The sequence below is a fragment of the Collibacillus ludicampi genome (assembly GCF_023705585.1).
In the GTDB taxonomy this organism is placed as follows: Bacteria; Bacillota; Bacilli; order Tumebacillales; family BOQE01; genus Collibacillus; species Collibacillus ludicampi.
In genome coordinates, this window is record NZ_BOQE01000001.1 from 3147534 (window position 1) to 3169977 (window position 22444).

Genomic DNA, 22444 nt, shown 5'->3' on the forward strand with positions numbered 1-22444 from the left:
ACAGCGGTATTGGAGGTCACCTCACCCCTTTGATCCTTTTCAAGCGTTGTGACCTCCACGGAGTCTAGCGAAAGGTGCTCCCGTTGTGACACGCGAGTTGCCTTCGTTATATTTGGCTTGCCCCCTGTATCGCTTCCTGCACTTTTGAACCGATGTCTTTTTCGGCTTGAGATACGTAAGGACGCCCATTGTTCACAATTTCATGGATCGTCTGCCGTTCATAATCGAGTTTTTGCATGACTTGCATCAATCGCTTCCCCTGATTCTTGTTTTCCGTGTGGGGAGAAGCGAGCAATTGGTTTGCGATCCCTTCCATTTCTTCAAGAATGTATTGCATCCTTTTGGTGCTTTCTGTGATTTGTAATTGTTGTACTTGCTGTTGAGCCACGATGGGTTCTCCTCCTTATACATGCTACTCGCTTTTAGTCTATCTTGTCCTGTTCCCGCATATGCTTGTACGGAACAAATGCGGGAGGGAATCCGGGATGATCAGTTCGAAACAAGGAAACCGCCGTCATTCGCTCCGCAAAACGGTGTGGTTGTTGAGCGTATGTTTTATCCTTGTGATGGCGTTTTTCGGGTTTCTTGAATCGAGATGGGGCGAGTGGTTTCTCGATGCAACGAAACAGGCGAATTCACAGCAAGAAGATGTTGTCAAGCAAGAACCACAAGATTCGGATGGCAAGCCTGATGCGGAACAACAATCAGTTTTGCAAGAAGTAGGTACCGTTCCTTATCTGGAAGAAGTCTATTTGGATCATACGGAAGACGGGAAGCTCATCGTCTCTGCTACGGCTGATATCGGCACAGCGAAAACGAACGATAAGAAGAGTTTGGCACGTGAAATCGTACTGCAATTCAACCAAGCGGTGTATTCGTTGCACATGCCTATCGCTGGCAGTATGATCAACATCACTGACAACAACCGTCTTGTGGCAGGGGCGGCATTAGGGGAGAACCAACAGAAAGGGTGGGTACAGACAACAGCGACGGGCGCAGCGGCAGCCACTCAATTTGTTCAGTTCCTTCAAAAAAACCAGCATGAGAGTGAGGATATTCTGAATAACACCTGGTTTTATGAAGAGGATTGAAACACGGAAAAGCAAAAACCCGCGTCCGGGTATACGCGGGTTTTTGTCTCTGCTATAAACAGAGACTGGGAGAGGAGAAACCGGAGGAAGAGCTTATAATCGATGTAAGTCTTCTCCGCGGTTGCCGGCAACAGCTCTCGCCGTTGCTACTATTAGTAATTACCGGGAAGAGACTGTTTATACATCAAGCGATAAAATTTTTTCTCACCATGTGATTCGGACAGTTGTAACAAACTATGGTAAAGTAGTACAAGAGTGTGTTCAAAAATGGTCACATCTATAACGAGAATTGTGGATCCGTGACACTTGGAATGATTTTTTTTGAACGACCTCTACAAAGGGGTGTGCCTGTTATGAGAATTATCGCGGGACTAGCCAAAGGCCGCCGCTTGCAAGCGGTTCCCGGTCGAACAACACGACCTACGAGTGATCGTGTAAAGGAATCTATATTTAGTATCATTGGGCCGTTTTGGCAGGACGGAGTGGTATTGGACTTATTCGCGGGAACGGGAGCTTTGGGAATCGAAGCCCTTTCGCGCGGGATGGAGAAAGCGGTTTTCATTGATCAAGACGCCAAAGCGCTTCATGTGATCAAGGAAAATTTGCGTCTTTGCGGTTTTGTCGACCGAGCGGAAGTGTATCGACAGGACGCGAGAAAGGCATTACAGATCTTGGCGAGACACGGCAGGGTGTTCGATTTGATATTTCTTGATCCTCCATATCGCTTACATATCATTCCCGACTTGATCGATCGTATTGAACAGCATGCATTATTGCGTTCCGGCGGTGTGCTCGTTGCGGAACACGCAGCTGACATCGAGTTGCCGTTAAGATTTCAGAGGGTGGAACAGTTTCGCCATGCTGTTTACGGGGATACCGCCATAAGTTTTTACAGAAAGGATTGAATGATGAAATGACGATTGCTGTTTATCCCGGCAGCTTTGACCCAGTAACATTTGGACACTTGGATATTGTGGAACGGGGAGCGCGCATCTTTGACAAGGTGATCATCGCCGTCATGGTCAACCCGCATAAAAATCCCCTCTTCAGTGTCGAAGAACGCAAGGAATTGATCAGGCGTGCCGTCGAACATATTCCGAATGTTGAAGTGGATAGCTTTCCTGGACTTTTAGTCAATTATGTTCAAAAGAAGAATGCGTCAGTGATCATCAAAGGTTTGCGAGCCGTTTCTGATTTTGAGTCCGAATTGCAGATGGCTTCTATGAACAAACATATGTATAACGATGCGGAGACATTCTTTCTACCGACAAGCACCAAATATTCTCACCTGAGTTCCAGCATCATAAAAGAGATCGCTCGTCACGGCGGGCCGATCAGCGACTTCGTTCCTCCGCACGTGGAACAAGCCATCCGCGAGAAATACTCTCTTTGATACCTTAATTTACAAATCAGGAGGCATATGGTGTATGCGAAAGCCGAAGATAGGCTTGGCCCTTGGTGCCGGGGGAGCTAGAGGTTTCGCGCACATAGGAGTCCTTCAAGTTCTCGAAAAAATCGGTCTGCCGATCGATTGTATCGCCGGAAGTTCCATGGGGAGTCTGGTCGGTGCATTTTATTGTACAGGCATGGAAACTCATTACATGGAGAAATTAGCCACACATTTGAAAAGGCGCCATTGGATTGATTTTACCGTCCCGAGAATGGGCTTTGTTTCCGGGGTTAAGATTATGGAAATGGTTCGCTTTCTCACAAAAGAAATGAACTTTGAAGACGTGAGCATTCCATTGGCGATCGTAGCCACTGACGTGGAAAAAGGGGAACGGGTGGTTTTTCGTGAAGGGCCGATTTATCGTGCCGTTCGCGCGAGCATCGCCATCCCCGGTATATTTGTTCCCGCACGTATCGATAATAGGGTCCTTGTAGATGGTGGCGTGATCGACCGGGTTCCCATCACGGTTTGCCGTGAGATGGGAGCTGACATCGTGATCGCCGTCGATGTCGGGTTGACGGAAAAAGAGGTGTCCGTAAAAAACATTATTGATGTATTTTTTCAAACGATCGAAATCATGGAACGGGAGATTTTGAAAACACACATACTGAATGCGGATATTTTGATTCGTCCCGATGTCGGACATATCAGTTCCACCGCTTTCACACAAGTGGAAGAAACGATCGCGCTAGGGCGCAAAGCGGCGGAAGAGATGGCTGATATCATTAAGCGGACGGTGGAAAATTGGAAAGGGGATGCATGATGTCCGGACAGAATACATGGAAGAAACGGATCGCCAAGATGGTCATCCCCGTCGTTTTCGGTATTTCTTTGTTCTACCCGCAGCCGCCCTATTACATTATGCAACCGGGGTCGGCTGATGAACTTGCGCCTCTTGTTACCGTGGAAGGCGGTAAAAAAGACGAGAAAGGTTCCGTAATGCTCACAACTGTGTATACGATCCCTACACGAAACATCTATTATCTGGCATACGGGTATTTGGCTCCTCATAGCGAGCTTTTGCCAAAAAAAATGGTCGATCAAGGATTACCCCAAGATGAATATTCGAAGATATTGCAGCAGATGATGCAGTCTTCCCAGCAGAATGCGATGGTAGCTGGGTTTCGCGCAGCCGGTAAAAAGGTGGATATCACTTATCTCGGGGTGGAAGTCGTTAGTATCCTTGATCAATCAAAAGCGAAAGGTATCCTGCAAAAAGGGGATATCATCAAACAGATCGATACATATCCGGTACATAAGGCGGAAGATGTCGTCCGTTATCTGAGCGAAAAGAAACCGGGCGACCGTGTACGGGTGACATTCGTGCGCCAGGGGAAAGAAGAACAAGCGAGTATCGAATGTATCTCATTACCGACCGACTCAGGAACGGTCAATAAACAGCGCACAGGACTGGGGATTCAGCAAATCACGAAACAGGAGATCCATTTTCCCTCGAAAGTTACCTTTCATACAGAAAATATAGGTGGACCTTCGGCCGGATTGATGTTTGCGTTAGAGATCGTCTCCCAGTTGTCGCCCGGCGATCTAACAAAAGGATACAAGATCGCCGGAACGGGTACGATTGATATCGACGGCAATGTAGGACAAATTGGCGGTGTCGAGCATAAAGTGGTCGCCGCCGACAAAAAAGGAGCGGAGATATTCTTTGTTCCTGCAGATATCGCCAAAGGGGATGATAATGCTGTCAAAGCGGAACAGACGGCGAAAGAAATCCATTCGCGCATGAAGATTGTCCCGGTACGCAACTTGTCCGACGTCCTCGATTATCTCAAGAGTCTCCCTGCACATCCATAACCGGATGTTGCAATTCGCGACGGAAGTATTCTTGATGCAGTGACTTGTACGCTAGCATGTAGAGACGGGAAGCTGTGAGATCCCATTCCATCATTCTCGGGATCTCACGTTTTATTTTTGTAAAGATGGGCACCCGTGAGCGGACATTTGCCGATTTAAGCAGTTCACGGCCTCTCTCATTAAAACCAAGGACGCGGATATAAGAAGGCCCTTTCGTTAATTCAAGGTTTTCTGCCTGCTCTTTCGTCAACCCGAGTAAGAGTGCCGTCAAAGCCCGTTGAATCCTCGTCCATGTATATCTCTTTGTTTTCACGTCACGGATGAGTGCATGCATCTCAGTATTTCTCGCTGCGGCGAAGCGGAGTCTTTCGGCCAATCCTTCGTCGATGTGAAGGTAGCGAGTCAGTTCTTTCACATGTGCGCGCACCAAAAGAGAAACGATTGGACGGGCAAACGATTCCCAACTTACAGGTGCTCGCCCCTCGTTTATCTCTTTTGCAAGAATCGCCGCGTTGTTTTCAGGCATGAATGAAAAGGCAGCAGAAATCCTGTCTTCCATGATTGATTTTCGTATGGCGGTTGCACTGGCGATCGCCGTGTGATTAAACGTTTCTTCATGGTATGGCGCGGCGATGCGTCGGATCGTGAATGGTTTGATCTTGCTGTTTAATGTAATGAGTGCATGAAGATATTCGATGCCGAGCATATTATTCGGTTGATCAAATACAGCGGCGTCAAGATCTTCTTTCATTGCCACGTAACGTCGTAGCGCGTCTGCCATCGCTCGAGGATAGGAAGTGCCGCGCGATAGTTCTTCCTTTTGCAAGGTTTGCAGCAGGAAAGGTTGTTCGGAGATGAGTGCGCTTGCTTTTTGCAATGTGTGCAGGTTTCCTGCTTCGCTGCCGAAACAAAGGGAATCAACGACACCGAGAGCGTCTAATGTCGCCACGGAGCCCAAAGCAAAAAAACGCGCGCTCTGTGTCGAATATACGACAGGCAGCTCCAATACGAGATCCACACCGTTTTGCAATGCCATTTGGGTACGTGCCCATTTATTTAAGACCGCCGGTTCCCCTCGTTGCAAAAAATATCCGCTCATAACGGCAACAATGGCATCGGCACCCGTTGTTTCCCGCGCTTTGCGGATATGATAACAATGGCCGTTGTGCATGGGGTTGTATTCGACAATGATGCCGGTAACGTGCATGCGAAACAAACCTCCGTCTTTTTGGAGGACATTATAGCAATTGAACCCTTTATTGACAATTAAGTGGACGGCCGATATAATGTACACTGTTGTTTAATGAGGTGATTTCGTTGAACATTCAATGGCGAGACGTGCGTGATCCATCCGCCGAACTTCATCTTCATGAGACGATGACATTCCCGAATATCGTGAAGGAGATCGGACATGTTGTCGCGATGAGTCCTGTCGAAGTGGATTTGTGCGCGAGTATGCATGATGATAGCTGTTACGTTCGAGGAACGTTATCGGCAGATGTCACGTATCGATGCTCCCGTTGTCTTCAGGAGTTTGTGGAGAGGCTTGACGTCCCGTTTTGCGAACGGTTTGTCAAAGCCGCACAAGAAGTGGTAGACGACGAGGACGAGCGGATCGCCGTAGTGGGCGAAGAAATCGATTTGGAACCATGGATGGAGCAAGCCATCATTCTTGCTCTGCCATACCGTCCACTGTGTGAACAGGAGTGTGCCGGTCTTTGCCCTGTTTGCGGGATGAACCGCAACGAATCATCTTGCAACTGCAACGATGAGCGGATCGACCCGCGATTGGCGGATCTGGCCAAATTCTTTGAACAAAATTGAATCCCTTTTGATAGCTTTGTAAGGGGGTGTAGACAATGGCAGTACCATTTCGGCGTACGTCCAAAACGCGCAAACGTATGCGCCGTACTCATTTCAAGCTGACCGTTCCAGGGATGGTTGAATGCCCGCAATGCCACGAAATGAAGTTGGCTCACCGTGTTTGCAAGAACTGCGGGTATTACAAAGGACGCGCTGTTATCGTTGAAGCGTAAATGTGAAAAAGGCGAGGACCTGTACAGGTTCTTGTCTTTTTTTTAATCAATACTTGTACTTTCGGTATGTATTTTATATACTCGCATTAGTACTTGGTACTAAATCGTGGGAGGGTTCGTTCGGGATGGCGAGAAGGAAGAAACGCGAGCGCCAAGCTGCTTTATTGGATTTGCTTGAACGCGAACCCTTTTTGACTGATGAAGAGCTGGCGGCACGCTTTGACGTAAGCATACAGACGATTCGTTTGGACCGTTTAACCCTCGGCATTCCCGAACTGCGTGAACGGATTCGTGCGTTGGCTACAAGAAAGAATGATGATTTGCGCTCACTCTCGGAGACGGAAGTCATCGGCCAGTTAATCGAAGTGAATCTGGGGGAGATGGCCATCTCCATTCTGGATATTGGTCCAGAGCACGTCTTTAGCAAGACGAAGATCGCGAGAGGTCATCACATGTTTGCACAAGCGAACTCCTTGGCCGTTGCCGTGATCGATGCGGAAGTCGTTTTGACTGCAGTGGCCGAGATTCGCTTCATTCGTCCGGTACAATTGGGGGAACGTTTGGTTTGTAAAGCGGTTGTGACTTCCAATAAACGGGAACGGGCCCATGTCAAGGTGACGACGAAGGCCGGGGCGGATATCGTTTTTGAAGGTGCGTTTACAGTAGTCAAAGTTCAGCAAGAAAACGCACGTGGATGGGAGGAAACAAACTTTGAAACTGGCGATTGACGCTATGGGTGGCGATTATGCGCCGGAAGCGGTCGTGACTGGTGCAATATTGGCTGCCAGCGAGTATCCCGATCTGACGTTGCTGTTGACAGGTAACGAAAGCCAGATTCGCCAATATCTCGGACACTCAGTGCCTGACAATATAGAGATTATACATACTTCGGAAGTGATTGAAGCGGTGGATGAACCAGTCCGCGCCGTTCGCCGAAAAAAGGATTCTTCCATGGTCGTGGCGGCGAATCTGGTGAAGGAAGGGCGCGCGGATGGTATTCTATCTGCCGGCAACACGGGTGCATTAATGACGGCTAGCCTGTTAATCATCGGTAGACTGGAAGGGATTGAGCGGCCTGCTCTCGCTACGTTGTGGCCGACGTTTGACGGCCGAGGAGTGCTGGTGCTCGATGCGGGTGCGAATATGGACGCTACCCCGGAGCATCTTTTGCAATATGCTTATATGGGTCACGTCTACTCGCAAGATGTTTTGTTAGTAGAGAAACCGCGTATCGGCTTGCTGAATGTCGGTACAGAACCCGGAAAAGGAAACCAGTTGACGAAAACGGCGTTTCCCATGCTTGCGGAAGGGGATTTTCGCTTTATCGGCAATGTGGAAGCGCGTGACGTGATGAATGGAGTTTGCGATGTGCTCGTATGTGACGGCTTTGTGGGCAATGCGATGTTGAAGCTGGCGGAAGGGATCGGTCTCGGTCTTTTTGGTGCACTAAAGGATGTTCTGTTGCAAAATTGGATGTCAAAAGCAGCATCGCTTGTTCTCAAGCCGGGATTACTCAAATTCAAGAAAACGTTCGATTACAAGGAATATGGCGGTGCGCCGTTGTTGGGGGTCAAGGGTGTTGTCATGAAGGCGCACGGGTCATCGAACGCCCGCGCCATACAGATGGCGATTCATCAAGCACGTCAATTCATGTTGCGTGATGTCCTGAGTCAATTTGTTAAGGTGGCAGGGTATAAAGAACACAAAATGTGTAATGAATAGGGGGGAAAAGAATGAAAAAAATGGCATTCGTGTTCCCGGGACAGGGTGCACAAACGGTAGGCATGGGGAAAGAGATGGCCGACCAATTCGGGGAAGCGCGCAGCGTATTCGCCGAGGCGGATGAAGCTCTTGGATTCAAGCTTTCCGACCTCATATTCTCTGGGCCTGAAGACAAATTGCGCTTGACTTACTATACACAACCCGCTTTGCTCACTACAAGCATCGCGATCTATCGCGTATTTGCCAAAGAAGGCTTTGTTCCCGCGTTTCTTGCCGGGCATTCTCTAGGCGAATATTCCGCTTTGGTCGTTGCCGGCGCGATGGATTTCAGTGATGCGGTGCGCATTGTCCATGCCCGGGGCAAATTCATGGATGAGGCGGTTCCTGCGGGTGTAGGTTCCATGTCGGCTGTCATGGGGGCTGAGCGGAATTTGATTGAAGAGATTTGCCGACAGGTTACGGCTGAGGTAGGGCCTGTGGAATTAGCCAACATTAACTGCCCTGGGCAGATTGTGATCTCCGGCAAAGCGGAAGCGGTAGAAGAAGCAGGAAACCGTTTATCTGCCAATGGAGCCAAGATTGTTCGTCTGAGTGTATCGGGTCCCTTCCATTCTTCTCTCATGCAACCTGCGGCCGAAAAACTGCAACAGGTGCTTGAAGAAGTAGAGATTCGGGATGCTGCGGTTCCTGTCGTGGCGAATGTGTCTGCCCGCCCCGTCGTGAAAGCGGCGGAGATCCGGGAAGTGCTTTATCAGCAAGTATCCGCATCCGTGTTATGGGAAGATTCAGTGCGGTTCATGCTGGACGAAGGGGTCGAGGCTTTTGTCGAGATCGGTTCGGGAAAGGTGCTCTCAGGTTTGATTAAAAAGGTCAATAGACGCATTCCTACGTTCAATATTCAGGATCCGGCATCACTAGAATCTGTAGTCAGCCAGTTGAAAGAGGAGGGATAACATGTATAATGGCAAAGTGGCAGTGATCACTGGTGGCTCCCGCGGTATCGGCAAGGCGATCGCCTTGAAATTCGCGGAAAAAGGAGCCAAAGTGGTCGTTAACTACTCGGGCAGCCAAGCGGCAGCGGAAGAGGTGGTTTCCGCCATTCGTTCGCAAGGAGGGGAAGCGATCGCTGTCCAGGGAGATGTCAGCCGCTATGAAGATGCCGAACGATTGGTAACAACCGCCTTGGAAACGTACGGACGAGTGGACATTCTCGTCAATAACGCTGGCATCACGCGTGACAACCTCTTAATCCGCATGAAAGAGGAAGAATGGGATGCGGTGATCGATACGAACCTCAAAGGGGTATTCCATTGCACGAAAGCGGTCGCCCGGCCTATGATGAAACAACGTTCCGGGCGGATCATCAATATCGCATCAGTCGTCGGTTTGATGGGAAACCCGGGGCAAGCGAACTACGTTGCAGCTAAGGCAGGGGTCATCGGTTTGACGAAAACGGCGGCTAAAGAGCTCGCTACCAGGGGAATCACGGTGAATGCCGTAGCTCCGGGATACATCGAAACCGATATGACTGCAGCTTTAGAGGATACATACAAGCAAAAGCTTTTTGAACAGATTCCTCTTGGCCGTCTTGGCAAACCGGAGGATGTCGCCGGAGTCGTTCTGTTCCTGGCATCTGATGATGCCGCCTACATGACAGGACAAGTACTAAGTGTCGACGGCGGAATGGTAATGTAGTATACTCTTGGAAGGAGGTGAGAGCATGTCCGAAGATATTTTCAATCGTGTGAAAAGCATCGTTGTAGATCGCCTAGGGGTCGATGAAGCGGATGTCAAGATGGAATCATCTTTTAAAGATGACCTTGGGGCTGATTCACTCGATGTAGTGGAATTGGTTATGGAATTGGAAGATGAGTTCGATCTGGAAATCTCCGATGAAGATGCCGAGAAAATCACTACTGTGGGTGAAGTAGTTAAATATATCGAAGCCCATCAATAATCAAACGCATTTTATGGTTTAAAAAGTCCCGTACTGCGTTGCGGGACTTTATTTTAACATCCAGATGTGAGAGAGGCTGTTCAAAAAGGAGGACAAACAGAGCCCCATTTCGATGGCAAAATTTTTGGCGAAAGGTCGAGATACGAACGAGACCAGCAGAATGATTTTGCCAAAAACGAATGCAGCGGCCTTGTTTCCCGGACTTTTTGAACAACTTCTATGAGACTCTTGGAGGATGGGTGATTCAAGTGAAAAGAAGAGTCGTCGTCACGGGTCTGGGGGTCGTCTCTCCTGTAGGAAATGACGTCCCTACATTTTGGAATTCCTTGATTGAAGGAAAATCTGGTATTAGGCGTATCGATCGCTTCGACCCGAGTGACTACCCCTGTCAAATCGCGGGGATTGTAAGAGACTTTAACCCTGAGGATTATATAGATAAAAAAGAAGTCCGGCGTATGGATCGCTTCGCTCATTATGCTGTTGCTGCTTCCCTCCAAGCGGTTCGCGACGCAGGGCTTAAGATCACGGAGGAAAACGCGGAAAACGTAGGCGTTTATATCGGTTCCGGTATCGGCGGGATCGAGACGCTGGTCGAGCAAACGTTGATCTTGCATGAGCGCGGCCCACGCAGGGTGAGTCCTTTCATGATTCCGATGATGATCGGTGATATGGCATCCGGTCAAGTATCTATCCTGCTGGGAGCGAAAGGCCCCAATTCTTCGCCCATCTCCGCTTGTGCGACGGGTACCAACTCGATAGGAGATGCCTTCAAGATCATTGAGCGCGGTCATGCAAACGTGATGATCTGTGGTGGTGCGGAAGCGCCTATTTTACCGATTGCTCTTGCGGGCTTCAGTGCGGCGAAAGCATTATCGACATCCTACAACGATACGCCGGAAAAGGCGAGCAGGCCGTTTGACGCGAACAGGGACGGCTTCGTTATGGGAGAGGGCGCAGGGATTCTGGTTCTTGAAGAGTTGGAGCACGCGAAGAAGAGAAACGCAAAAATATACGCGGAAATTGTCGGCTACGGCATGTCTGGTGACGCATACCATATCACCGCTCCGGATCCTGAAGGAGAAGGCCAGGCAAGAGCCATGAGGATGGCTTTGCGAGACGCTGGACTGAATCCGGAAGATGTGGATTACATCAATGCGCACGGCACTTCCACGCCCATGAACGAGAAGTTTGAAACGATGTCCGTCAAGAAAGCGTTCGGTGAACACGCCTACAAGCTGGCCATCTCATCAACCAAATCGATGACCGGTCACCTGCTCGGAGCCGCCGGTGGTATCGAAGCCATTGCAACGGTGAAGACGATCGAATGCGGAGTGATACCGCCGACGATCAACTATGAAACTCCGGATCCGGATTGTGACTTGGATTACGTTCCGAATGTGGCCCGTAAAGCGGAGGATCGTGTCGCGATGTCCAATTCTTTCGGCTTCGGCGGGCATAATGCTTCGATTATTTTTAGAAAATATACGGAGTAATGATGGTACCCGGTGCTTGCACCGGGGAACTTGATTTAGGGGATTGGTGGACGAATGGCTGGCAAATTCGAAATGTTGATGCGTGGTATCGGGATCACATTTAACAATGTAAATCTGCTCAAGCAAGCATTCACACACGCATCTTATCGCAATGAGCATCGCGGGGAGGCGATGCAAGACAATGAACGGTTGGAATTTTTGGGGGATGCTGTCTTAGAATTGCTGATTAGCGAATACCTTTATAAACGTTATCCGCAACTTCCTGAAGGGGAATTGACGAGGATGCGTGCGGCGATCGTTTGCGAGCCATCACTCGTTCGTTTTGCCACAAAGCTGTCCTTCGATAAATATGTTCGCCTCGGCAGGGGTGAGGAATTGTCAGGGGGAAGAAAACGGCCGGCCTTACTTGCAGATGTATTTGAAGCATTCATGGGCGCTCTCTACCTTGATCAAGGATTGGAGTCGGTCAAGGAGTTTCTCGATACGCATATCCTTCCCGATATCGATAACGTCCATGTTTTATTGGCGGACTATAAGACGATGCTTCAAGAACTTGTGCAGCGTGATGGTATTGGTCCTCTCAGCTATCGTATTCTGGAAGAGCGCGGCCCTGCCCATCACAGGGAATTTGTGGCTCAGGTGATGATCGATGGCAAGCCGTATGGAGAGGGGATCGGCCGTTCGAAGAAAGAAGCGGAACAGCGGGCAGCGCAGGCGACGATTACGATGTTGACGCAAAAAGAGAACCCGACCTCTTGAGCGCGGAAAACAGAATCGAGTGAACGGGGCTTCTGTAAGAGAGCGTGTTTTTTAAACAACCTCTACTCGTTACAGGAGCCTTTTCATTTGGCCATGAATTGCTTCTTACCCCTAGATTCCTTGCTTTATGTTACAATGTTTCCGTCGAATGGAGGTGATACCTTCGTGTACTTGAAACGTATCGAGATCGTGGGATTTAAATCTTTTGCGGACCGCACGGAATTGGAGTTTTTTCCGGGGGTGACAGCAATCGTCGGTCCGAACGGTTCGGGCAAATCCAACATTTCCGATTGTATCCGCTGGGTCTTAGGCGAGCAAAGTGCCAAAAGCCTGCGTGGAAGCAAGATGGAAGACGTGATTTTTGCCGGAAGTGAGACGAGAAAACCGGTGAATTATTGTGAGGTTTCTTTGACTCTTGACAATACGGATCAGGAACTTCCCCTCGACTATAATGAAGTGACGGTCACACGACGCGTTTATCGTTCAGGAGAGGGCGAATATTTTATTAACAAACAGGCTTGTCGTTTGAAAGATATCACAGAATTGTTTATGGATACCGGCCTCGGGAAAGAAGCGTATTCGATTATCGGGCAAGGACGGATCGAGGAAATCCTATCGACCAAAGCGGAAGATCGGCGTGGTATTTTTGAAGAAGCGGCAGGGATCGTTAAATACAAAACTCGCAAACGGGAAGCGGAGAAAAAGTTGGAAGAAACGGAAGCAAACCTCGTTCGCATCGGTGACGTGATCAGCGAACTGGAGTCACAAATCGATCCTTTGGCGGAACAAGCGGCAACCGCCGAATCATACCGCCGGCTTAAAGAAGAATTCGATACCATTGAAATTTCGTTGCATGTTCATCATATTGAAGACTTACATAAGCGTTGGTCGGAGGGAAACGACGAAGGAAAGCGGCTGAGAGATCAGCATATGGATCAAGCGACTGTCGTTTCGCAAGAAGAAGCGAAATTCGCGGAAATGAAATGGCTGGCCGACCAGTTGGAAGAAGAGTGGGATACGAAGAACAGTAAGCTTGTACACGCCATTCAAGAATGCGAAAAAGCGGAAGGACGCTATGAGGTGCTTCGGGAAAGAATGCGCAATCTCTTGCAAGGGCGTGAAGATATCTCCAGTACGCGTGTCAAGCTCGCCAAGGAAATGGGAATGATCGATTCGGAATTAAAGCAGCTGCAAGAACGAGTGGAAAGTTTGCGCAAGAAACGCAGTGATTTCTTGAGAGAACTTGAAGAGAAACAAGGACTCGTCAAAGAATTTCTCGACCGATCGGAACGGGAAAATGAATTGGAACGGTTGAAGGCCGACCTGATTGAGAAATTGAATGAAGCGGCAGGGAAGCGAAATGAAATCAAAAACATACATGGACAGAGAGAGATGTTGGCGCGACGGGAAGAGAGGCTTTCAGAAGACGAAAAGGAACTGATCGCACGCATCCAAACGGTTGAACAAGTGCTTGAAGAAGCGGAAGAACAGGTACTTGCCCTTCAGAAGGATGAGGACGTTTTGGTCAAGCGGCTCCATGAGCAACAAGAATGGCTGCACCGCCAAGCAGAACAGAAGAAGCAACTGGAAACGAGATTGCGGGAAACACAAAATGAATTTGTTTCCAGCCATTCTCGTTATGAGCTCTTGCGAGATATGCAAGAGGAATACGGAGGATATAACATCGGTGTACGCAATATCTTACAAGCGGCCAAAGCGGGGAAAGTTTCAGGCGTTTGCGGTGCAGTGGCTGAGCGGATTCAAGTGCCTGCGCCATATGAGATCGCTCTGGAAACGGCACTCGGCTCTGCATTGCAGCATGTGATCGTGGAAAGCGAAAAAGCCGGACGGGAAGCGATACAGTTCTTGAAACGGAACAATGGGGGACGCGCGACCTTTTTACCTCTAGATGTGATGAAGGGCCGCACCTTGGGAAGAGCAGAGCGATCGGCCATTGAAGATCACCCGGGGTTCGTCGGCATTGCCGCTGAAATGGTCGGCTGTGAAGAAAAGTACCGTGAAGTAATCAATTATTTACTCGGCGCCGTTGTTGTCGCCAAGACGATCGCGGATGCGAACGTTTTGGCGCGATTGCTGCAGTATCGCGTTCGTGTCGTCACCCTTGACGGCGATATTGTCAATCCGGGAGGTTCGATGACAGGGGGTTCCGTACAAAAGAAGGGAACCAGCTTACTTGGACGGCAACGAGAAATCGAAGAGCTGGAAAAGAAGTTGGCCGATTTGCAACAATCTATTCGCGATGCGGAGAAGAGAATCGGAGAGATTGAGACCCAATCGGCACGCATGCAAGAAGAACAGTTGCAGTTGCAAGAACAATTGTCCAAGATGAAAGAATCGTCCCGTCAGGCAGAGGCGCGCATTCGCGAAAATTCTGCAGAAAAACGGGGACTCGAGGAACGACTGCAAGTCGTACGCGTGGAAATCGATCAGTGCCGCAAGGAGATGTATGAATGGACGGAGCGGCAGGAGCAAGTGACTCGAGAGCTGGCCACGCTGGAAAAACAGACGCAGGAGATCTCCCGGCGTGTGGATGAACTGCAAGCGAATCTTCGTGAACAGATGTCCGTGCAAGAGGATCTTTCCGAGGAAGTCACTGAGGTCAAAGTAAAGCTCGCGGGAATCGATCAGGAAATCACCTCAACGGAAGAGAACATTTTGCGACTGAAAAAGCGCTTTACGGACATTTCCGAGGAGATGGAAGCGAAGGTACGGGAGCTGACTCTCATCGAAGAACGATTACAGCAAACGAAGCGGGAGATGGCGGAATGTGAATCGCAGGTGAAATCGACTGCCGCTCTGAGGGCGAGCGCACAAGCGGAACTGGATGAAGTAAAAGTACGCAAAGCGGAACTGAACAAGGCGATTGCTGATGCGGAACATCGCGTGCGCGAGTCACGGCTTGTGTTGCGCAATCTCGAAAACCAGGTGCATCAAAACGAAGTCAAAGTAAACCGTCTTGATGTTGAACTTGCGAACGCACTCGGCAAATTAGCGGACGAGTATCAAATCTCTTTTGAATGGGCGAAAGAACGCTACCCTATACCGGAAGATATCGCTGCGGCGAAAAACAGGGCCTCCGCCTTACGGAGAGAAATTGAGGCATTGGGAGACGTGAATCTGGGGGCTGTCGACGAATACAATCGCATCAATGAACGTTACACGTTCCTTAGCGAACAGCGGGACGATCTGATCGAAGCAAAAACGAAATTGTACGAAGTGATACGCGATATCGAGGAAGAGATGTCGAAACGATTCCTGGAGACGTTCACCGCGATCCGCGCCCAATTTACCGATGTGTTCGCCCAATTGTTTGGCGGCGGAAGAGCAGACCTGCTCTTGGTCGATCCGGAAAATTTATTGACGACCGGTATTGAGATCGTAGCCCAGCCACCCGGTAAGAAATTGCAGAACCTAAGCCTTCTATCCGGTGGGGAGCGGGCGCTTACGGCGATTTCTCTTCTTTTCGCAATCCTGCGTGTCAAACCCGTTCCCTTTTGCGTATTGGATGAAGTGGAAGCTGCACTTGATGAAGCCAATGTTTCTCGTTTCGCCGAATATCTGCGAGAGTTTTCAGCTCAAACCCAATTTATTGTGATCACTCATCGCAAAGGAACGATGGAAGGTGCCGACGTCCTCTACGGTGTCACGATGGAAGAATCAGGTGTAAGTAAACTCGTTTCCGTAAAATTGATTGAAAACGATGTACAATCCGCATAAGTTTGGGGGTCTAAGGATGGGATTTTTCAATAAAATCAAAGAAGGATTATCGAAGACACGCCACGCTTTTATGGAGAAAGTGGAAAAACTCGTTTCCAGAAGGAAGATCGACGAAGAATTCTATGAGGAACTGGAAGAAATCCTGATCATGGCCGATGTGGGCGTCAACACCGTGATGCAGTTAATGGATGAATTGCGGGATGAGGTGAAAAAGCGCAAGATCGAAGATGCAGAAGAACTGCGCCCGGTTTTAAAGGAAAAATTGCGTGAATTGATGAAGGCAGAACAATTCCCGATGAACATTCAAGAAAAAGGACTGACCGTCATCATGGTTGTCGGAGTCAACGGTGTCGGCAAGACGACGACCATCGGGAAATTGGCTTATAAATACAAGAATGAAGGAAAAAAAGTCTTGTTGGCGGCTGGAGACACGTTCCGTGCCGGCGCGATCGAACAGCTTGAAGTGTGGGGAAAACGCGCAGGGGTTGAGGTGATCAAGCATCAAGCGGGTTCTGACCCGGCCGCTGTGGTTTACGACGCGATCCAAGCCGCCAAAGCGCGCAACGTGAACCTTTTACTTTGCGATACGGCCGGACGCTTGCACAACAAGACCAATCTCATGGAAGAACTGAATAAAGTCTACCGTGTGATCAAGCGTGAAATCCCCGGAGCGCCACACGAAGTCCTCCTGGTTCTCGATGCGACGACAGGCCAAAATGCTCTTTCCCAAGCTAAGCTGTTCGGACAAGCGGCCGGTGTCACCGGGCTCGTGTTAACAAAGCTTGACGGCACGGCGAAGGGAGGTATCGTGATCGCTATTCAGAATGAACTGTCCCTGCCCGTTAAGTTTGTCGGTGTAGGGGAAAAAATGGACGACCTGCAAGTGTTTGACCCGCAGGAGTTCGTCGAGGCGTTGTTCGCATAAGTGTGTTCCGCCTCGGCTGTGCCGTCATACATCCGCGTAGCGCGAACGCCTAGCGTGAACCGCTACCACAACCTTGAGAATTTATGCGAAAAACAGTTGACAAACCTTATAGATTTGAGTACTATTGAATCTGTTCTGTAAAGGAAATTTTCTTGACAGGGTGAGGTGGTGCACCATGTTAGAGAAGACCACCCAAATGAACCTGTTGTATGATTTTTATGGTGTTCTTTTAACCGACAAACAACGCACCATGATCGAGATGTACTATCTCGAAGACTGGTCGTTGGCGGAAATTTCGGAACACTTTGCGATCACACGCCAGGCCGTGCATGATAATATTCGTCGCGCGGGCATGCAGCTTATTGAATATGAAGAGAAGCTGCATCTGTTGGAGCGTTACGAGAAACGGCGTCAGATCGGACAACATATACGGGAACTTCTCTCCAGCGCTTCACTGGACGAGAAGTTGCGCGAGGAATTGACCGTTGCGATCGAATCGCTTCTCAACGAAAGCTAGGAAGGAGGATGGCTATGGTCTTCGAAGGATTGGCGAATCGCTTGCAAGATACTTTCAACCGGCTACGGGGGAAAGGAAAGCTTTCCGAATCGGATGTAAAAGAAGCGATGCGTGAAGTTCGTTTGGCACTTTTGGAAGCGGATGTGAATTTTAAAGTCGTAAAGGAATTTGTGGAAAAGGTGCGCGAACGAGCCGTCGGACAAGAAGTCCTGCAAAGCCTGACTCCTGCTCAGCAAGTGATCAAGATCGTAAACGATGAACTGACGCAGTTAATGGGAGGCTCGCAAGCGAAGATTGCTCAGGCAGCGAAACCGCCGACAGTGGTCATGATGGTCGGGCTGCAAGGTGCAGGGAAGACGACGACCACTGGAAAACTGGCTCAATTCCTTAAGAAACAAGGGAAATATCCTCTTCTTGTTGCCGGAGACGTATACAGGCCCGCCGCGATTAAGCAATTGCAAATCTTGGGCGAGCAGCTCAAGACGCCTGTCTTTTCGATGGGTGATCAGGTCAGCCCTGTCGATATTGCGAAAGCCGCGCTTGAACATGCGCGCGTACACGGATTCGATTATGTGCTCATCGATACCGCAGGCCGCTTGCACATCGATGAAGCGTTGATGAATGAGTTGAAGATGGTCAAAGATGCGGTGAATCCGCACGAGATCCTGCTCGTTGTGGATGCGATGACCGGTCAAGATGCCGTTCAAGTGGCCGATACGTTCCATAAAGAGTTGGAAGTGACCGGGGCCATTTTGACAAAGTTGGATGGGGATACCCGCGGCGGTGCGGCATTATCGATCCGTGCAGTGACGGGAACACCCATTAAGTTTGCCGGGATGGGCGAAAAGCTGGATGCCCTTGAACCGTTCCACCCCGACCGGATGGCGTCTCGTATTCTCGGCATGGGAGATGTGCTCACGCTCATCGAGAAGGCGCAGGCTTCTGTCGATAAGGAGAAAGCGGTTGAACTGGAGAAAAAAATCAGAAAGGCCGAGTTTACTCTTGACGATTTTCTCGATCAGTTGGCGCAAGTGCGCAAACTGGGACCGCTTGACCAAATCATGTCGATGATTCCCGGTATGAATAAGATCAAGGGGATCCAAGGCATGACGCCGGATGAGAAGCAAATCGGCCGGGTGGAAGCGATCATCCGTTCGATGACGCCAGCGGAGCGGCAGAATTACAAGATCATCGATCATAGCCGCAAACAGAGAATTGCCAGAGGAAGCGGTACCTCTGTACAAGAAATCAACCGTTTGCTCAAACAATTCGAAGAGATGCAGAAGATGGTCAAGCAATTCTCCGGTTTGGCGAAGAAAATGGGCAAAAAGAAAGGGAAAGGCGGATTTAAACTTCCCTTTATGTAAGAACCATTTATTTTTTTGAATTCGGTTTAAGTTTTCGTTCCATTTTTGGAACGATTATGATATAATCTGTCTTCTGAATGGAGGTGTTAGTTGTGGCAGTAAAGATTCGTCTCAAGCGGATGGGTGCAAAGAAGGTACCTTTCTATCGCGTAGTCGTTTCCGATTCCCGTTCTCCGCGTGATGGTCGTTTCATCGAGGAGATCGGTACTTATAATCCGGTTACGCAACCGGCACAAATCCATATCGATGAAGAGAAAGCGATCAAATGGCTTCAGAACGGTGCACAACCGTCTGACACGGTACGCAATCTCTTTAGCAAGACCGGTATTCTGAAAAAGGTTCACGAGATGAAAGCAGGTAAGTAATCCCACTTGTCGGGGGTTATCTTATGAAAGAGCTCGTTGAAATCATTGCCCGTGAGCTTGTGGATCATCCTGAAAATGTTCGGGTGCGTGAGGTCATTCAAGATATGAACGTGGTATACGAATTGTCTGTTCATCCATCCGACATGGGGAAGGTAATCGGCAAGCAGGGCCGGATTGCGAAAGCGATGCGTACGGTCGTTTCGGCGGCCGCCATGCAGCAAAATAAGCGTGCCACGATTGAGATCGTATGAAAGAAAGGTCAGGGAACAGTTTTCCTGGCCTTTTTCACGTAAAGAAAAGAAGTCAGATGTGGTATACTTTTTACCGCATCCGATTTTTCTTTATTTCCAAACAGCCAATTTTGAATCGCTTATACCGATACCAAAATGTTTCTGCCGGAGGTTTTCATATGGATAAAATCACGATCCGCCAACCCGTCATGGTCAAGTTTATCGTAACGGAACAGACCAAACAGTTGATCGTTCGCGAACTGCAACAGGCGATCACGAACGTTGGGGTAGAACTTGATCAACTCGAATTTCATGCGAAGCGAGCGCTGGAGGAAGCCAAGAAACAGGGGCTCCATGCAGTAGAGGCTGTTCAGCAACAGATCGAAAGTGAACGAAAGGCACGTTTGGAGCGGCGTGAACAACTGATGGCACATTTGACACAGATCCAACAAGCCGAGTTGGGGAGCGAATTACCGCATGGACAGGTGGAAACGACGATTGAAGTAAAAGTCGGTGATTCTTGGGAGGATATTATGAGAGGTGGAGAGATTGTACTAAAAGACGGGATCGTACACGAGATTCGTCGGGTAGGTGGTGCACATTGAACGAACAACTGTTTACGGTAGGATCACTTGTGAATACGCAGGGGATCCGCGGGGAGGTACGTGTCATCAGCCGGACGGATTTTCCCGAAAAAAGGTTTGCACCGGGTGCAAAGTTGTTGCTGATTCATAAAGATTTTCCCGGGCCTGTGCCTTTGACGGTAGAAACGGTACGGAAACATAAAAATTTTTATCTTCTCCGCTTTAAAGATCATCCAACGATTAACCATGTGGAAAAATACAAAGGTGGAGAGTTAAAAGTTCCTCAATCGGAACTGCAGGAGTTGCCGGAGAATACATATTATATTTTCCAATTGGTCGGTTGTGAGGTTGTTACCGAGGATGGGGAGACGCTCGGGGTTCTGAAAGAGGTTTTGAAACCGGGGGCAAACGATGTATGGGTCGTAAAACCGCCGCGCGGAAAAGATATTTTACTGCCTGCAATTCCAGAGTGTATACTCGATGTGGATGTTGAGAAGAAAAAAATCACAGTTCATATCATGGAAGGTCTGTTGGAATGAAGATCGATATCGTAACCATATTTCCGGAAATGTTTACAGGCGTGTTTTCGAGCAGCATGATCAAGCGAGCACAAGATACTGGCGCGGTAACGATCGACATTACCGATTTTCGGAAATATTCGCCTAATAAGCATCATACAGTCGACGATACGCCGTATGGCGGAGGAGGCGGAATGGTTTTAAAGCCGGAGCCGATTTTCTTCGCAGTTGAATCTTTATTGGAGAAGTGTAACTCGAAACGACCGGCTCGTGTGATTTTGACGTCACCCCAAGGTGAAGTCTTTTCACAAGAGAAAGCCATCGAATTGGCGAGAGAAGAACATTTGGTTTTGATATGCGGTCATTATGAGGGATATGATGAACGGATTCGACAACATCTTGTGACGGATGAAATTTCGATCGGCGATTATGTGTTGACAGGGGGCGAACTGCCCGCGATGGTGATCGTCGATTCGATCGTTCGCTTATTGCCGGGCGTACTTGGGAACGAACAGTCAGCAGAGAATGATTCGTTTCGCAACGGTTTATTGGAATATCCTCAATACACCCGCCCCGCAGAGTTTCGCGGCTGGAAAGTCCCGGATGTTCTTCTCTCAGGGAATCATGCAAAAATCGAAGAATGGAGACGAAAAGAATCATTGAGGCGCACTCTTTTGCGGCGTCCCGATTTGTTGCAAAAGGCTGAACTAAATGAGAGGGATCAACGGTTGTTGCAGAAGGTCAAAGAGGAAATGGGAAATGCGTAAGATCTACCGGTGGAACTGTTGTTGTAGATCCCTCAGCCGCTTTATGTTAAGATAAAATTGTGACATTGTTGGTAGTTTTCACCTCACTGTTTGCCATGGTGAGGTTTTTTCGTGACTTTTTGCTTCATCTGCACACATAAAGTTATTCTACAACGGATTCCTATCTTTGGAGGGTGAGCGGATGCTGGATGTGCTCATTATTGGAGGGGGGCCTGCCGGAATGGCTGCGTCCATCTGGTGTAAACGGCTGGGGCTTCGCAGTCTTTTATTGGAACGTCGGGCGGAACTGGGCGGACAATTGTTTTCGATCAACAATCCGGTTATCGATTACCCGGGGATTTCAGTACAAACGGGCCGTGAATTGGTTCCTTATTTTCTTTCACATGTGCACGAACTTGGATGCAGTTACAGATGCAATGTAACGGTTATGGAGATCGCCGTTGCCAGGAAAACGGTCGTGACAGCCGAAGAGACTTTCACCGCGCATTCATTGATTCTGGCGATGGGAAGCCGGGAACGCCGCTTAAATGTTCCTGGAGAAAAAGAAATGATCGCACGTGGAGAAGTCTATTCTGCCAGTCGGGATTTTCATAAATTTCAAGGAAAACAAGTGGCTGTCATCGGCGGGGGAGACCGTGCGTTGGAAGGTGCATGGCTACTGGCGGAAGCGGGCGCCCGCGTCGAACTGATCCATCGTTCCTCTCTGTTTCGTGCAAGGCCCGAATTTCGCGAACGAGTATTTGCGCATCCGAGGATCCGGATCCATAGAGATACGATTGTGAAGCGAATTATTGGAGAATCGCGTGTACAGGCGGTCGAAATCCGGCAAACGTCTCATCCCTCCCGGTTGGAAATCGTACCGGCAGATGCCGTTTTTGTTCGCATCGGCGTCGAACCGAATCGGGAATTGGTACAAGGCCAAGTGCAGTGCGATACCGATGGTTACATCATCACAAACGAAGACGGGGAAACGAGTGTCAAAGATGTTTTCGCCATCGGTGACCTTTGTGTACGCCCGCTTTTTTCAAGTATTTCTTTATCAGTAGGACAGGCGGCCAGAGCGGTGAAGAGAATATCGGCCAACATCTTCCGCCTGCCTTCCTAACAGCG

26 protein-coding genes are annotated in these 22444 nt (G+C 49.1%); 24 read left to right on the plus strand and 2 right to left on the minus strand.

Features of this window, described 5'->3' with window-relative positions:
- Nucleotides 1–106 precede the first annotated feature (106 nt).
- Nucleotides 107–388 (minus strand): hypothetical protein, encoded by a 282-nt coding sequence (locus DNHGIG_RS15900; RefSeq protein ID WP_282200506.1) that lies wholly within the window; start codon nucleotides 386–388, stop codon nucleotides 107–109.
- A gap of 97 nt (nucleotides 389–485) precedes the next feature.
- Between DNHGIG_RS15900 and DNHGIG_RS15905 the strand changes: the two genes are divergently transcribed.
- The 5 genes from DNHGIG_RS15905 to DNHGIG_RS15925 all read left to right on the plus strand — a co-directional run bounded on the left by DNHGIG_RS15905 (nucleotide 486) and on the right by DNHGIG_RS15925 (nucleotide 4356).
- On the plus strand, nucleotides 486–1091 hold the full coding sequence (locus DNHGIG_RS15905; protein WP_282200507.1) for a hypothetical protein: 606 nt from the start codon (nucleotides 486–488) through the stop codon (nucleotides 1089–1091).
- Between the two features lie 311 nt (nucleotides 1092–1402).
- Complete coding sequence (gene rsmD / locus DNHGIG_RS15910) at nucleotides 1403–1996, plus strand: 16S rRNA (guanine(966)-N(2))-methyltransferase RsmD (RefSeq protein WP_439647778.1); 594 nt, start codon at nucleotides 1403–1405, stop codon at nucleotides 1994–1996.
- An 8-nt stretch (nucleotides 1997–2004) separates the two neighbouring features.
- Nucleotides 2005–2484, plus strand: a complete 480-nt coding sequence (gene coaD, locus DNHGIG_RS15915) for a pantetheine-phosphate adenylyltransferase (protein ID WP_282200509.1) — start codon at nucleotides 2005–2007, stop codon at nucleotides 2482–2484.
- 34 nt (nucleotides 2485–2518) lie between these two features.
- Entirely contained in the window at nucleotides 2519–3304 is a 786-nt protein-coding gene (locus DNHGIG_RS15920; protein ID WP_439647749.1) for a patatin-like phospholipase family protein, read from the plus strand.
- Entirely contained in the window at nucleotides 3304–4356 is a 1053-nt protein-coding gene (locus DNHGIG_RS15925) for a SepM family pheromone-processing serine protease (RefSeq protein ID WP_282200510.1), read from the plus strand. The genes DNHGIG_RS15920 and DNHGIG_RS15925 overlap by 1 nt, the downstream gene beginning before the upstream one ends.
- Here DNHGIG_RS15925 and DNHGIG_RS15930 read toward each other — a convergent pair.
- Entirely contained in the window at nucleotides 4331–5563 is a 1233-nt protein-coding gene (locus DNHGIG_RS15930; protein WP_282200511.1) for a nucleotidyltransferase, read from the minus strand. The genes DNHGIG_RS15925 and DNHGIG_RS15930 overlap by 26 nt on opposite strands.
- Before the next feature lie 110 nt (nucleotides 5564–5673).
- Between DNHGIG_RS15930 and DNHGIG_RS15935 the strand changes: the two genes are divergently transcribed.
- From DNHGIG_RS15935 to DNHGIG_RS16025, 19 genes are all read left to right on the plus strand, one after another.
- Nucleotides 5674–6180, plus strand: coding sequence for a YceD family protein (locus DNHGIG_RS15935; RefSeq protein WP_282200512.1), 507 nt, complete (start codon nucleotides 5674–5676; stop codon nucleotides 6178–6180).
- A gap of 35 nt (nucleotides 6181–6215) precedes the next feature.
- The gene (gene rpmF / locus DNHGIG_RS15940) at nucleotides 6216–6392 is read left to right on the plus strand and encodes a 50S ribosomal protein L32 (protein WP_282200513.1); all 177 of its coding nucleotides are present in this window, start codon (nucleotides 6216–6218) and stop codon (nucleotides 6390–6392) included.
- Between the two features lie 125 nt (nucleotides 6393–6517).
- Nucleotides 6518–7120, plus strand: a complete 603-nt coding sequence (gene fapR, locus DNHGIG_RS15945; RefSeq protein WP_282200514.1) for a transcription factor FapR — start codon at nucleotides 6518–6520, stop codon at nucleotides 7118–7120.
- Entirely contained in the window at nucleotides 7104–8114 is a 1011-nt protein-coding gene (gene plsX, locus DNHGIG_RS15950; protein ID WP_282200515.1) for a phosphate acyltransferase PlsX, read from the plus strand. Before fapR ends, plsX begins: the two co-directional genes overlap by 17 nt.
- A gap of 11 nt (nucleotides 8115–8125) precedes the next feature.
- Nucleotides 8126–9067: an ACP S-malonyltransferase gene (gene fabD / locus DNHGIG_RS15955; RefSeq protein WP_282200516.1), complete on the plus strand. Its 942-nt coding sequence runs from the start codon at nucleotides 8126–8128 to the stop codon at nucleotides 9065–9067.
- A gap of 1 nt (nucleotide 9068) precedes the next feature.
- Entirely contained in the window at nucleotides 9069–9809 is a 741-nt protein-coding gene (fabG, locus tag DNHGIG_RS15960; protein WP_282200517.1) for a 3-oxoacyl-[acyl-carrier-protein] reductase, read from the plus strand.
- 25 nt (nucleotides 9810–9834) lie between these two features.
- Nucleotides 9835–10071 carry an acyl carrier protein gene (gene acpP, locus DNHGIG_RS15965; protein ID WP_282200518.1) on the plus strand — a complete coding sequence of 79 codons (237 nt, stop codon included), beginning with the start codon at nucleotides 9835–9837 and terminating at the stop codon, nucleotides 10069–10071.
- Nucleotides 10072–10319: 248 nt separating this feature from the next.
- Nucleotides 10320–11564, plus strand: coding sequence for a beta-ketoacyl-ACP synthase II (fabF, locus tag DNHGIG_RS15970; RefSeq protein ID WP_439647779.1), 1245 nt, complete (start codon nucleotides 10320–10322; stop codon nucleotides 11562–11564).
- Nucleotides 11565–11618: 54 nt separating this feature from the next.
- Nucleotides 11619–12323 carry a ribonuclease III gene (gene rnc / locus DNHGIG_RS15975; RefSeq protein ID WP_282200519.1) on the plus strand — a complete coding sequence of 235 codons (705 nt, stop codon included), beginning with the start codon at nucleotides 11619–11621 and terminating at the stop codon, nucleotides 12321–12323.
- A 165-nt stretch (nucleotides 12324–12488) separates the two neighbouring features.
- Nucleotides 12489–16061, plus strand: coding sequence for a chromosome segregation protein SMC (gene smc, locus DNHGIG_RS15980; RefSeq protein WP_282200520.1), 3573 nt, complete (start codon nucleotides 12489–12491; stop codon nucleotides 16059–16061).
- A 16-nt stretch (nucleotides 16062–16077) separates the two neighbouring features.
- Complete coding sequence (gene ftsY / locus DNHGIG_RS15985) at nucleotides 16078–16986, plus strand: signal recognition particle-docking protein FtsY (protein WP_282200521.1); 909 nt, start codon at nucleotides 16078–16080, stop codon at nucleotides 16984–16986.
- A gap of 175 nt (nucleotides 16987–17161) precedes the next feature.
- Nucleotides 17162–17503 carry a putative DNA-binding protein gene (locus tag DNHGIG_RS15990; protein ID WP_282200522.1) on the plus strand — a complete coding sequence of 114 codons (342 nt, stop codon included), beginning with the start codon at nucleotides 17162–17164 and terminating at the stop codon, nucleotides 17501–17503.
- Between the two features lie 14 nt (nucleotides 17504–17517).
- Nucleotides 17518–18870, plus strand: coding sequence for a signal recognition particle protein (ffh, locus tag DNHGIG_RS15995; RefSeq protein ID WP_282200523.1), 1353 nt, complete (start codon nucleotides 17518–17520; stop codon nucleotides 18868–18870).
- A gap of 92 nt (nucleotides 18871–18962) precedes the next feature.
- On the plus strand, nucleotides 18963–19235 hold the full coding sequence (rpsP, locus tag DNHGIG_RS16000; protein ID WP_282200524.1) for a 30S ribosomal protein S16: 273 nt from the start codon (nucleotides 18963–18965) through the stop codon (nucleotides 19233–19235).
- Between the two features lie 23 nt (nucleotides 19236–19258).
- Nucleotides 19259–19486, plus strand: coding sequence for a KH domain-containing protein (locus tag DNHGIG_RS16005; protein WP_282200525.1), 228 nt, complete (start codon nucleotides 19259–19261; stop codon nucleotides 19484–19486).
- Between the two features lie 158 nt (nucleotides 19487–19644).
- Nucleotides 19645–20070, plus strand: a complete 426-nt coding sequence (locus tag DNHGIG_RS16010; RefSeq protein WP_282200526.1) for a YlqD family protein — start codon at nucleotides 19645–19647, stop codon at nucleotides 20068–20070.
- Entirely contained in the window at nucleotides 20067–20588 is a 522-nt protein-coding gene (gene rimM, locus DNHGIG_RS16015; RefSeq protein WP_282200527.1) for a ribosome maturation factor RimM, read from the plus strand. Before DNHGIG_RS16010 ends, rimM begins: the two co-directional genes overlap by 4 nt.
- Nucleotides 20585–21334 carry a tRNA (guanosine(37)-N1)-methyltransferase TrmD gene (gene trmD, locus DNHGIG_RS16020; RefSeq protein WP_282200528.1) on the plus strand — a complete coding sequence of 250 codons (750 nt, stop codon included), beginning with the start codon at nucleotides 20585–20587 and terminating at the stop codon, nucleotides 21332–21334. Before rimM ends, trmD begins: the two co-directional genes overlap by 4 nt.
- A gap of 181 nt (nucleotides 21335–21515) precedes the next feature.
- On the plus strand, nucleotides 21516–22439 hold the full coding sequence (locus DNHGIG_RS16025; RefSeq protein WP_282200529.1) for an NAD(P)/FAD-dependent oxidoreductase: 924 nt from the start codon (nucleotides 21516–21518) through the stop codon (nucleotides 22437–22439).
- Nucleotides 22440–22444: the final 5 nt, after the last annotated feature.

Coding starts and splice junctions, on each gene's coding strand:
- fabG (WP_282200517.1), top strand. CDS start 9,069: ATGTATAATGGCAAAGTGGCAGTGATCACTGGTGGCTCCCGCGGTATC.
- DNHGIG_RS15920 (WP_439647749.1), top strand. CDS start 2,519: ATGCGAAAGCCGAAGATAGGCTTGGCCCTTGGTGCCGGGGGAGCTAGA.
- DNHGIG_RS16010 (WP_282200526.1), top strand. CDS start 19,645: ATGGATAAAATCACGATCCGCCAACCCGTCATGGTCAAGTTTATCGTA.
- acpP (WP_282200518.1), top strand. CDS start 9,835: ATGTCCGAAGATATTTTCAATCGTGTGAAAAGCATCGTTGTAGATCGC.
- ffh (WP_282200523.1), top strand. CDS start 17,518: ATGGTCTTCGAAGGATTGGCGAATCGCTTGCAAGATACTTTCAACCGG.
- rnc (WP_282200519.1), top strand. CDS start 11,619: ATGGCTGGCAAATTCGAAATGTTGATGCGTGGTATCGGGATCACATTT.
- DNHGIG_RS15930 (WP_282200511.1), bottom strand. CDS start 5,563: ATGCACGTTACCGGCATCATTGTCGAATACAACCCCATGCACAACGGC.
- coaD (WP_282200509.1), top strand. CDS start 2,005: ATGACGATTGCTGTTTATCCCGGCAGCTTTGACCCAGTAACATTTGGA.
- DNHGIG_RS15925 (WP_282200510.1), top strand. CDS start 3,304: ATGTCCGGACAGAATACATGGAAGAAACGGATCGCCAAGATGGTCATC.
- DNHGIG_RS16005 (WP_282200525.1), top strand. CDS start 19,259: ATGAAAGAGCTCGTTGAAATCATTGCCCGTGAGCTTGTGGATCATCCT.
- DNHGIG_RS15905 (WP_282200507.1), top strand. CDS start 486: ATGATCAGTTCGAAACAAGGAAACCGCCGTCATTCGCTCCGCAAAACG.
- rsmD (WP_439647778.1), top strand. CDS start 1,403: ATGATTTTTTTTGAACGACCTCTACAAAGGGGTGTGCCTGTTATGAGA.
- DNHGIG_RS16025 (WP_282200529.1), top strand. CDS start 21,516: ATGCTGGATGTGCTCATTATTGGAGGGGGGCCTGCCGGAATGGCTGCG.
- fabD (WP_282200516.1), top strand. CDS start 8,126: ATGAAAAAAATGGCATTCGTGTTCCCGGGACAGGGTGCACAAACGGTA.
- DNHGIG_RS15990 (WP_282200522.1), top strand. CDS start 17,162: ATGTTAGAGAAGACCACCCAAATGAACCTGTTGTATGATTTTTATGGT.
- trmD (WP_282200528.1), top strand. CDS start 20,585: ATGAAGATCGATATCGTAACCATATTTCCGGAAATGTTTACAGGCGTG.
- fapR (WP_282200514.1), top strand. CDS start 6,518: ATGGCGAGAAGGAAGAAACGCGAGCGCCAAGCTGCTTTATTGGATTTG.
- rpmF (WP_282200513.1), top strand. CDS start 6,216: ATGGCAGTACCATTTCGGCGTACGTCCAAAACGCGCAAACGTATGCGC.
- ftsY (WP_282200521.1), top strand. CDS start 16,078: ATGGGATTTTTCAATAAAATCAAAGAAGGATTATCGAAGACACGCCAC.